3 protein-coding genes and 1 pseudogene are annotated in these 11,773 nt (G+C 73.1%); all 4 read right to left on the reverse strand.

All coding sequences use genetic code 11. From position 1 onward, the window contains the following. The coding region (locus VET29_RS13350; protein WP_414636492.1) for a type I polyketide synthase at positions 1-1,468 on the reverse strand (1,468 nt) is incomplete at its 3' end. Continuing rightward, positions 1,386-8,789 carry a type I polyketide synthase gene (locus VET29_RS13355; RefSeq protein ID WP_324919703.1) on the reverse strand — a complete coding sequence of 2,468 codons (7,404 nt, stop codon included), beginning with the start codon at positions 8,787-8,789 and terminating at the stop codon, positions 1,386-1,388. The genes VET29_RS13355 and VET29_RS13350, both read right to left, overlap by 83 nt. A gap of 28 nt (positions 8,790-8,817) precedes the next feature. Beyond that, positions 8,818-11,097 (reverse strand): type I polyketide synthase, encoded by a 2,280-nt coding sequence (locus tag VET29_RS13360; protein WP_324919705.1) that lies wholly within the window; start codon positions 11,095-11,097, stop codon positions 8,818-8,820. 201 nt (positions 11,098-11,298) lie between these two features. Then, a pseudogene (locus VET29_RS44070) lies at positions 11,299-11,727 on the reverse strand (acyltransferase domain-containing protein); the annotation flags it as partial. Positions 11,728-11,773 lie beyond the last annotated feature (46 nt).

Raw genomic sequence — 11,773 nt, forward strand, 5'->3', positions numbered from 1 at the left:
GACGGCCCTGGAGGACGACGTGCGCGTTGGTGCCGCTCATCCCGAACGCCGACACCGCACTGCGGCGTGGCCTGCCGGTCTCCGGCCACTCTTCGGCCTCGGTCAGCAGCCGCACATCCCCCGCGCCCCAGTCGACTCGTGAGGTCGGGGTGTCGACGTGCAGGGTCTTGGGCATCAGCCCGTGGCGCATGGCGAGCACGGCCTTGATCACGCCGCCGACGCCGGCCGCCGCGGCGGTGTGGCCGATGTTGGACTTGACCGACCCGAGCCGCAGCGGCCGGTCCCGGCGGCCCCGGCCGTAGGTCGCGATGAGTGCCTGCGCCTCGATCGGGTCGCCGAGCCTGGTGCCCGTGCCGTGGGCCTCGACCAGGTCCACGTCGGCGCCGGTCAGGCCGGCGTCGGCGAGCGCACGCTGGATCACCCGCTGCTGCGCGGGGCCGTTCGGCGCGGTGAGGCCGTTGGACGTGCCGTCGGAGTTGACCGCGGACCCGAGCATGACGGCCAACACCGGGTGGCCGAGGCGTTCGGCGTCGGACAGCCGCTCCACGAGCACGATCCCCGCGCCCTCGCCCCAGCCGGTGCCGTCGGCGGCCTCGGCGAACGGCTTGCACCGCCCGTCCGGCGCCAGTCCTCGCTGCCTGCTGAACTCGACGAACGCACCGGGGCCGGCGAGCACGGTCGCGCCACCCGCGAGCGCCAGCGAGCACTCGCCCCGGCGCAGGGACGAAGCGGCGAGGTGCAGTGCGACCAGTGAGGAGGAGCAGGCGGTGTCGACGGTGATCGCCGGGCCCTCCAGCCCGAGCGCGTACGCGACCCGTCCCGACGCGACGCTGGCGGAGGTGCCGGTGAGCAGGTGGCCCTCCAGGTCGGGTGGCACCGGGCCGCCTCTGGCGACGTAGTCCTGTCCGTTGGTGCCGGTGAACACCCCCGTCGCGCTGCCCCGGACCGTCGTCGGGTCGATGCCGGCCCGTTCGAACGCCTCCCACGAGATCTCGAGCAGCAGCCGGTGCTGCGGGTCGGTGGCCAGCGCCTCGGTCGGGGAGATGCCGAAGAACTCCGCGTCGAACCCGGCCACGTCGTCGAGGAAGCCGCCCGAGCGGGTGTAGGAGGTGCCTGGTGTGTCCGGGTCCGGGTCGTACAGCCGCGTCAGCGGCCAGCCCCGGTCGGTGGGGAACTCCGTGATCGCGTCGGTCCCGACGGCGACGAGCCGCCAGAGGTCCTCGGGGGTGCGCACGCCGCCCGGGTACCGGCAGGCCATGCCGACGATCGCGATCGGCTCCGTCGCGGCCGAGGTCAGCTCGGCGACGCGTCGCTTCGAGCGTCGCAGCTCGCCGGTCATCCAGCGGAGCTGCTCCACCAGTTCTGCCTCGTTCGCCATCCGGCGCTCAGCCCTCTCGGAACTCGTTCTGGATGAGACGCAGCAGTTCGTCCGCGCCCGCCGACGCCACCTGGTCGTCGGCGTGCTCACCGATGGGCGCCGTCCGTGCCGGTTCGCGATCCCAGTCGGCGAGCAGTGCGCGCAGCCTGCCGGCGATCCCGTCGCGTTCGGGTCCGTCCGGGTCGTAGGCGAGCAGTTCGGCCGCCAGGTCGTCGAGTACGTCCGCCGGCGACCGGCCGTCGCCGAGGACCTGGGTGACGAGGTGGTCGGTCAGCCCGGTCGGCGTCGGGTGGTCGAACACGAGGCTCGGCGGGAACGTCAGGCCGGTGACCGCGCAGAGGCGGTTGCGCAGGTCCACGGCGGTCAGCGAGTCGAACCCGAGGTCGCGGAAGGGCCGGTCGGGTTCGACCTGGCGACCGGGTGCGTAGCCGAGCGCGGCGGCGGTCTGCTCGCACACCAGGTCGAGCACGACCCGGTCGCGGTGCGCCGCGGGGACTCCGGCCAGCCGGTCGGCCAGGGCCGGCACCGCCAACGGCGCGGGAGCCGGGGCGGTGTACGGCAGCAGCGTGCTGGGCCGGGCCGCGGTGTAGCCGGCGGCGAAGACCGGCCAGTCGACGTCGGCGACCACGACCGTGGTGTCACCCCGGCCGACCGCGCGGCGCAGCTCCGCGACGGCCCGTTCCGGGGTGAGTGCGGAGATGCCGCGCCTGCGCAGGTGTTCACCGGCGTCTCCACCCGCCATGCCGGCACCCGCCCACGGGCCCCAGGCGATCGACGTGGCGGCCTTGCCGGCCGCCCCGCGGTGTTCGGCGAACGCGTCCAGGTAGGCGTTGGCGGCGGCGTAGGCGCCGAGCCCGCCACTGCCCCAGGCCGCGGCGATCGACGAGAACAGCACGAAGGCGTCGAGCGGCTCGTCGCCCAGGACCGCGTCGAGGTTGTCCACGCCGGCGACCTTCGCGGCGGTCACGTCGTCGAACGCGGACAGGTCGGTCGTGTCGGACAGCTTCTGCGGTGCGCCGGCCAGGTGGACGACGGCCCGGATCGGCGGCGCGTCGGTCCGGACACGCCCGACGAGGTCCGCGAGTGCCTCCCGGTCGGTGATGTCGCACGCGGCCACGGTCACGCCCGCGCCGAGCGCGGTGAGGTCCGCGACCAGCTCCGTGGTCCCGGGGGCCGAGTCGCCGCGCCTGCCGACGAGTACGAGGTGTTCGGCGCCGTTGCCGGCGAGCCAGCGGGCGACATGCCCGCCGAGTGTGCCGGTGCCGCCGGTGACGAGCACCGTGCCTCGGGGGTGCCAGTCCGCCGGTCGGCCCGGTTCGCCGCGGCGCAGCCGTGCGCGGAAGAGCCCGCCGGCGCGGACCGCGACCTGGTCCTCGGCACCGGTCAACGCCTCGGTCAAGGTCGTGGTCACCCCGTCGTCCCACGTGGACGGCAGGTCGATCAGCCCGCCCCACGCGCGCGGGTTCTCCAGGGCCATCGTGCGGCCGAGCCCCCACAGCTGTGCCTGGACCGGGTCGGGCGGCGGATCCTGCGCGCCGGTGCGGACCGCGCCTCTGGTGACGCACCACAGCCTCGCCGACCGGTCCCACATCTCCAGCAGTGACACCGTGTCCAGGACGTTCCCGCCGAGGGAGAGCAAGGAGACGACGTTGTCGACACCGCTGGTGTCCGGCACCTCTCCCGGGGACACGGCCGCCAGCTCGACCTCGGCTCCGTGGCGGCGCAACACGTCGGCGAACCGTCGGGCGGTGTCGTCCCCGGCCGTCGCGGACAGGACCCGCCACGACCCGGGCAGCGGCGCCGGGTCGAGGTCGACCCGTTCCCACCCCAGCTCGTACCGCAGGTCGTCCACTGTGGACTCCGGCGGGTCGATCCAGTACCTCTGGCGCTGGAACGGGTAGGTCGGCAGGTCCACCCGGCGTGCGCCGGAACCCGCGAACACCGCGTGCCAGTCGACCGCGACACCGCGGGTGTGCAGCCGGCCGAGCGCGGCCATGACGGCGGCCGGCTCGGGGCCGTCCTTGCGGAGGGCGGGTACGAACACCGCGTCGGAGCTCTCGGGACCGAGCGCGCTCAGCACCCCGTCGGGTCCCAGTTCGAGGTAGGTCACCGCGGGCTGGTCGCGGACCGCGTCGTGGAACCGGACGGTGGCGCGGACGTGGCGGACCCAGTAGTCGGCGTCGAAGGCCTCGCCCACCCGGCCGGTCACCCCGGACGCGATCGGGATCAGGGGTTGCCGGTAGGTCAGCTCGGCCGCCACGGCGGCGAACTCGTCGAGCACGGGGTCCATCAGTGGTGAGTGGAAGGCGTGGGAGACCCGCAGTGCGGCGGTCTTGCGGCCGCGTGCCCGCCACCGTGCCACCACCTGGTCGACCTCGTCGCGCGCCCCGGACACGACGACCGATCGCGGTCCGTTGACCGCCGCGACAGCGGTCCGGTCGGTGAGCGTCGGAGCCACCTCGTCCTCGGTCGCCTCGACCGCCGCCATGGCACCGTCGTCCGGCAGCGCCTGCATCAGCCGTGCTCTGGCGGTGACCAGCCGGCACGCGTCGGCGAGCGAGAACACACCCGCGACGTGTGCCGCGGCCAGTTCGCCCACCGAGTGGCCGACCAGGACGTCCGGTCGGACACCCCAGGACTCGAACAGCCGGTACAGCGCCACTTCCACGGCGAACAGGGCGGGTTGGGCGAACTCGGTGCGGTCGAGCAGCGTCACGTCCCGCAGTGCGCCGCGCACGGCCGGGTCGAGGTGGTCGAGCGCCTCGTCGAACGCCGCCGCGAACGCCGGGAACGTCGCCGCCAGTTCCTCCCCCATGGCCGTCCGTTGCGTGGCCTGGCCGGGGAACAGGAACCCGAGGGGTCCGTCCGTGACCCGGTCGAGCACGACGCGTGGACAGGCCCCGCCGTCGGCGAGTGCCGTCAGGGCGGCGCGGTCGCCACCCGGCACGACCGCCCGGTGCGCGAGTGCGGCCCGGGTGGTGGCCAACGAGTACGCGAGGTCGCGGTCGTCGGCGGGATGGCTGGCCAGCGGTCCGGCGCCGGCACGCAGCGCCTCGGGATCGGCACCCGACAGCAGCAGCGGGAAGGGCACGGCCCGCTCGGTGCGGTCGGTCTCGGCCACCGGTTCGGCCGGGGCCTCCTCGATGACGACGTGGGCGTTGGTGCCGCTCATCCCGAACGAGGACACCCCCGCTCTGCGCGGCCGTTCCGTCCGTGGCCAGGCGGCGGGTTCGGTGAGCAGGCGAAGCCCGCCGGCCGACCAGTCCACGTGTGGGGTCGGCTCGGTCACGTGGAGGGTCCTCGGCAGTGTCTCGTTCCGCAGTGCCATCACGGTCTTGATCACGCCGGCGACCCCGGCCGCCGCCTGGGCGTGCCCGATGTTGGACTTCAACGAGCCGAGCCACAGCGGCTGGTCGCGGTCGCGCCCGTACACGGCGGCCAACGCCTGTGCCTCGATCGGGTCGCCGAGCGCGGTGCCCGTGCCGTGCGCCTCCACCGCGTCCACATCGGACGGTCCGAGTCCCGCCGAGGCGAGGGCGTCCTGGATGACTCGTCGCTGTGCCGGGCCGTTCGGGGCGGTCAGGCCGTTGGACGCGCCGTCGGAGTTGATCGCGGAGCCCCGGACGACGGCCAGGACCGCGCGGCCTTCCCGCCGCGCGTCGGAAAGCCGTTGCAGCACGAGCACCCCGACGCCCTCCGCCCACGTGGTGCCGTCGGCGGCGGCGGCGAACGACCGGCACCTGCCGGCCGGCGAGAGGCCACCCTGGCGGCTGAACTCCACGAAACCGCCGGGAGTCGCCATCACCGCCACCCCGGCGGCCAGCGCCATCGTGCATTCGCCACCCAGCAGCGACTTGGCGGCCAGGTGCATGGCGACCAGGGAGGACGAACAGGCGGTATCCACGGTGAGAGCGGGCCCTTCCAGCCCGAACGTGTAGGCCACCCGCCCGGCCAGCACACTGGCGGCCGTCCCGGTGAGCAGGTGTCCTTCCAGCTCGCCGGGGGCGTGTGCGGCCAGTGCCGTGTAGTCCTGGCCGCTGGTGCCCGCGAACACCCCGGTTCGGCTGCCGCGCAACGACGACGGATCGATCCCGGCCCGTTCGAACGCCTCCCACGTGACCTCCAGCAGCAGCCGCTGCTGTGGGTCCATGGCCAGCGCCTCACGCGGCGAGATGCCGAACAGCCCGGCGTCGAACCCGGCGACGTCGGTGAGGAACCCGCCGTGCCTGGTGGTGGAGGTCCCCCGGTGGTCCTGGTCGGGGTGGTAGAGCGCGGTCAGGTCCCAGCCGCGGTCGGCGGGGAACGGCGACACGGCGTCCACCCCGGCGTCGGCAAGGTCCCACAGCTCTTCGGGGGAGCCGACGCCGCCGGGGAAGCGGCAGGCCATCCCCACGATCGCGATCGGCTCGTCGGCCGGCCGCGCCACCACGCCGGAGGGCTGGTCGGCCCCTGCCGAGAGGAACCGGGCCAGCAGGGCCGGGGTCGGGCAGTCGAAGATCATCGTGGCTGGCAGCGGCACGCCGGTCGCCGCGGCGAGCCGATTGCGCAGGTCGACGGCCGTCAGCGAGTCGAACCCCAGGTCCCGGAACCGCCGGTCGGGTGCGACCTCGGCGACGGAGCCGTGGCCGAGCACCGCCGCCGCCTGCTCACGCACGACCGCGAGCAGGTGTCGCTCCCGTTCGGCCGCCGACAGCGCGTCGAGGGTGGCGTCGACCGCCACACTGTCCGCCGGAGCCGCACCGGCCGTCGCGGGCGAGAACTCGGCGTCGAGCCAGTAGCGCTGCCGCTGGAACGCGTAGGTGGGCAGGTCGATCCGCCGCCCGTCCGCGTACACCCTGGCCCAGTCCACGCCGACACCACGGACGTGCAGGGTGCCGACGGCGCTGAGCAGGTTCGCCGCCTCCGGCCGGTCCCGGCGCAGCAGCGGCACGGCGATCGCACGGTCCGCGGCACACTCCTGGGCAGCCGCGGTCAGCACGGCGTCGGGGCCGACCTCCACGAACGTACTGACCGACGCCATGGCGCGGACGGCGTCCAGGAACCGCACCGGCTCGCGCGCCTGGCGGACCCAGTACTCGGGCGTGGTGACCTCCGCCCCGACCGGCCGCCCGGAAACCGTCGACACGAACGGGATGGCCGGTGCCGAGAGGGTCGCGCCGGCAAGGACGCTCCTCAGCTCGTCGAGCACGGGGTCCACGCGGTGGGAGTGGAAGGCGTGTGAGACCCGAAGCCACGTCGTCCTCGCGAACCCGGACGCGATCTCGGCCAGGGCCTCCCGGTCGCCGGACAACACCACGGACCTCGGGCCGTTCACCGCCGCCAGCCAGACCGCCTCGCCGCACACCGCGCGAACCTCGTCCTCGTCGGCCTGCACCGCCAGCATCGCGCCGCCGGCCGGCAGGTCCTGCATGAGCCTGCCGCGCGCGCTGACCAGGGCCGCCGCGTCCGCCAGGGACAGCACCCCAGAAACGTGGGCCGCGGCGATCTCACCGACGGAGTGCCCGGCAACGAAGTCGGGCCGTATCGACCACGACTCGAGCAATCGGAACAACGCGACCTGCACCGCGAAGAGACCCGGCTGCGCGAACCTCGTCTGTTCGAGGGAGTCGGCGTCCAGCAGCGCGTCGCGAAGTTCCGGGTCCAGGTGGGTGCGGACCTCGTCAAAGGCCGCCGCGAACTCCGGGAAGGTCGCGGCCAGCTCGGCACCCATCCCGGCCCGCTGCGAACCCTGGCCGGAGAACAGGAACGCGAGGTCGCCAGCGACGGCGGCGCCTTCGGTGAGCCCGGCGGCCGGCCTGCCGTCGGCGAGGGCGGTGAGCCCGGCGACGAGCTGCTCGGTGTCCGCTCCGGTCACCCCGGCCCGGTGCTCGCGGGTCGACCGGGTGGTCGCGAGCGAGAGCCCGACGTCGACCGGGTCCGCCGACTCAGCCACGGTGAGCAGCCGCCGAGCCTGGGCACGGAGCGCGTTCGGGCCGGCGGCCGAGAGCACCCAGGTCACCGGCCGGTCGGTGCGGTCCCTCGGCGCCGGTGCCTCGGTGTCGGGGGCCTGCTCGATGAGCACGTGCGCGTTGGTGCCGCTGATGCCGAAGGACGACACACCGGCCCGGCGGGGCCGCCCCGTGTCGGGCCAGTCGACCGGTTCGGTCAGCAGCCGCACGGCACCCGCGCTCCAGTCGGCATGCGGGGTCGGCTCGTCGACGTGCAGAGTCCTCGGCAGCACTCCCCGCCGGATGGCCATGATCATCTTGATGACCCCGCCGACGCCCGCGGCGGCCTGCGCGTGGCCGATGTTGGACTTCAGCGACCCGAGCCACAGCGGCAGGTCCCGGTCCTGTCCGTAGGTCGCGATCAGCGCGTCGGCCTCCATCGGGTCGCCGAGCACCGTGCCGGTGCCGTGCGCCTCCACGGCATCCACATCGGACGGACACAGCCCGGCGTCGGCCAGGGCGCGGCGCACGACCCGTTCCTGGGCGAGCCCGTTCGGCGCGGTGAGCCCGTTCGACGTGCCGTCCGAGTTGACCGCGCTGCCGCGGATCACGGCGAGCACCGGCCTGCCGAGGCTCACGGCGTCCGACAGGCGTGCCAGCAGCAGCACGCCGACGCCTTCCGACCAGCCCGTCCCGTTGGCGGCGGCGGCGAAGGAGCGGCAGCGGCCGTCCGGCGAGAGCGCACGCTGCCTGCTGAACTCGATGAAGCCGGTCGGGGTCGCCATCACCGTGACGCCGCCGGCCAGCGCCATCGAGCACTCCCGGTTGCGGAGGGCCTGGCACGCCTGGTGCAGAGCGACGAGGGAGGAGGAGCATGCCGTGTCGACGCTGACCGCGGGTCCCTGCAGACCGAAGGTGTAGGCGACCCGCCCTGAGGCGACGCTGGCCGCGCTGCCGTTGCCGAGGTAGCCCTCCAACCCGGCTGGGACGGCACGCAGGCGGGTGGCGTAGTCGTTGTACATCACGCCCGCGAACACGCCGGTGTCGCTGTCGCGCACGGACTCCGCCGGGATGGCCGCCCGTTCGAACGCGTCGGACACCGCTTCGAGCAGCAACCGCTGCTGGGGATCGACGGTCAGTGCCTCCCGTGGCGAGATGCCGAAGAACGCGGCGTCGAAATCGGCCGCGTCGTGCAGGAAGCCGCCGTGCCGGACGTAGGAGGTGCCTGGCCGGTCGGGGTTCTCGTCGAAGAGCGCGTCGAGGTCCCAGCCGCGGTCGGCCGGGAAGTCCGACACCGCGTCCACCCCGGCGTCCACCAGATCCCACAGGTCCTCGGGCGACGCCACCCCTCCCGGGTAGCGGCAGCCGATCCCGATCACCGCGATGGGCTCGGGCGACTCCCGGTCGGCGAGCAGCCGGTTGGCCCGCTTCAGGTCGGCGGTCACGCGCCTCAGGTAGTCGCGAAGCTTGTCCTCGTTGGACATCTGCACCTCCAGTCCTCCCACGAGCGGCTCAGGAGATCCCCAGTTCGCGGTCGATAAGGTCGAACAGCTCGTCGTCGGTGGCGGTCGCCAGCTCCTCGTCGGACCGGTCCCTCTCCTGGCGTTCGGGCCGCTGCGGGGACGGGGTGGGCAGCAGCCGCGCGGCGAGGTGGTCGGCGAGGGCCGCGGGCGTGGGGTGGAGGAAGGCCACGGTGGCCGGCAGCCGCAGGCCGAACGCCGCGGCGAGGCGGTTGCGCAGCTCCACCGCGGTCAGCGAGTCGAACCCGATCTCCTTGAACGCCCGGCTTTCCGCGACCGAGTCGACGCCGTCGTGGCCGAGCACGGCCGCGGCCTGCTCCCGCACGAAGGTGCGCAGGGCACGGTCCCGGTCGGCGTCGGGCAGCTCGGCCAGCCGCTGGCCGAAGGACGGTGTTGGCCCGGTCCGCTGGGGCCGAGGCGCGAGGCGGCTCAGCATCGGTGCGGGCGCGGAGACGTCCAGCCTGGCGGCGATGGTGTGCGGTAGGTCGGAGCGGATGGCGAGGTCGAACAGCGCGAGACCGTCCTGTTCGGACATCGGGAGCACGCCGAGGCGCCGCAGCCTGGCCAGGTCGGCGTCGCCGAGGTGTCCGGTCATGCCGCTCGCACGCGCCCACAGGCCCCAGCCGATGGACTGTGCTGGCAGGCCGAGCTGACGGCGGTGGTGGGCGAGGGCGTCCAGGCAGGCGTTGGCGGCGGTGTAGGCGGCCTGTCCTGGACTGCCGAGGGTGCCGAGCACCGAGGAGAACAGGACGAACGCCGACAGTTCGAGGTGCCGGGTGAGGTCGTGGAGATGCCGGGCCGCGGTGACCTTGGGTCCGAACACGGAGGCGAGCTGCTCGGGGGTGAGCGAGTCGAACACGCCGTCGTCCAGCACACCCGCCGCGTGCACGACGGCCCTGGGCGGGTGTTCGGCGACGAGGCGCCGCACGGCTTCACGGTCGGCGACGTCACAGGCGACGAAGGTCGCACGGATCCCCGCATCGGAAAGCTCGGCGGCGAGGTCGGCGCTGCCGCGCCGGCTCACCATGATCAGCTCGTCGACGCCGTGCTCGGCCACGAGGTGCCGGGCGATGGCCGTACCGAGCGCCCCGCTCGCGCCGGTGACCAGGACGGGGCCTTCGATGCGCCGCGAGGTTGGCGGCACCTGCGCACGCACGAGGCGTGGCGCGAGCAGCCGCCCGCCCCGGACGATCACCTGGCTCTCGCCGGTGCCGAGGGCACCGTCGGGCAGCGGGCCCGGTTCGTCGGTGTCGACGAGCACGATCCGGTCCGGGTGCTCCAACTGGGCCGTGCGCACGAGACCCCAGACGGCGGCCCCGGCGAGATCCCCCGCCGCGACGGCGTCGCGGGTGATGACCACGAGCTTCCCCTGCCGGTCGGCGCGCAACCACTCCTGGACCGCCGAGAGTGCCTGCTCGGCGGCTTCGTCGGGCGGAACGTCCACGAAGGACAGCACGTCGTGGTCGGGCTCGTGGCCGTTCTTCGCCGGGATCGGTTCCCAGTCCAGCACGTAGAGCGAGCCGGAGGCGGCGGTGAGCTGGTCGGGGGTGGCGGGCCGCAGGGTGACGGCGTCGACCGTGAGCACGGGCTGCCCGCTCTCGTTGGTCACGAGCATGGCGAGCGCGTCCGTGCCGTCGGTCCTCAACCGGACGCGGAGGGTGCCGCTCGCGGGGGCGTGCTGGGTGATCCCGTTCCAGGAGAACGGGAGTAGGAGTTGGTCGCCGCTGAGTGCCGGGTGTAGTGCCGCGTCAAGGAGGGCAGGGTGGATCTCGTGGCCGGTGCCGCTCTCGGTGGTCCGAACCTCGGCGTAGCGTTCGGTGCCGCGGCGCCATGCGGCGACGACACCACGCAGGGCGGGTCCGTAGTTGTAGCCAGCGGCGGCGAGTTCGGTGTAGAGGTCTCGCGGGGCAACGGGTTCGGCGCCGGGAGGCGGCCATTCGCCCAGTCGTTCCGCGGGCGCCGGGGTCATCCCGAGTCTGCCGGTCGCGTGCCGGGTCCATGGCTCGTCCCCGACACGGGAGTACACGGCCAGGTCCGCGCCGGTGACACTCACCTGGAGGTCGACGTCGTCGGCGATCAGGAGGGGGCGCTCGATGAGCAGTTCCTCGACCTGAGGGTGTCCGGTGTCCTTGGCCACCCGCAAGGCGATGTCGACGAACGCGGTGGCAGGCAACAGGACGGTGTCGAACACGGCGTGCTCGGCCAGCCAGGGGTGGGTACGGGTCGAGAGCTTGCCCGTGAACACCGCGCCACCAGTCGCCGCGAGCTGCACCGACGCACCCAACAGTCCATGGCCCACACCATTACCGGCACCGCCGGTAGGTGCGTCCAACCAGAACCGACGCCGCTGAAACGGATACACCGGCACATCAACCCGAGACCCACCACCAACAAAGCCCGACCAGTCAACGGGAGCGCCACCAACCCAAGCCTGCGCGAGGGATCGGGTCATCCGCGTCATGCCGCCGTCATCACGACGCAAGGTGCCCACGACAACCGCATCCGCACCTACCGCGTCGATACTTTCCTCGACGCCCACCGTCAGAACCGGATGCGGACTCACCTCAATGAAAACAGAAAAACCAGCCTCCAACAAATTCTCCGTAGCCTGACCAAACAACACCCGCTCACGCAGGTTCCTGAACCAATACCCACCGTCCAAACCCGCAGTATCAAACCACCCACCCGTCACCGAAGAAAAGAAAGGCACCTCAGAAGAACGAGGCTCAACATCCCCCAACACCTCAACAATCGACTCCTCCAACACATCAACCTGGCCAGAATGCGACGCGTAATCCACTGGCACCCACCGAACGCGAATCCCACGACGCTCACACTCCCCCACCACACGCTCCAACCCCACCACATCACCCGACAACACCGTCGACGACGGACCATTCACCGCGGCAACACCAACACCCCCAACCCCACCCAGCAAAGTCTCAACC

The sequence above is a fragment of the Actinophytocola sp. genome, assembly GCF_035634895.1.
Lineage (GTDB): Bacteria > Actinomycetota > Actinomycetes > Mycobacteriales > Pseudonocardiaceae > Actinophytocola.

Excerpts from the sequence above, each read along its gene's own strand:
- VET29_RS13355 (WP_324919703.1), bottom strand. The coding sequence starts at position 8,789 with ATGTCCAACGAGGACAAGCTTCGCGACTACCTGAGGCGCGTGACCGCC.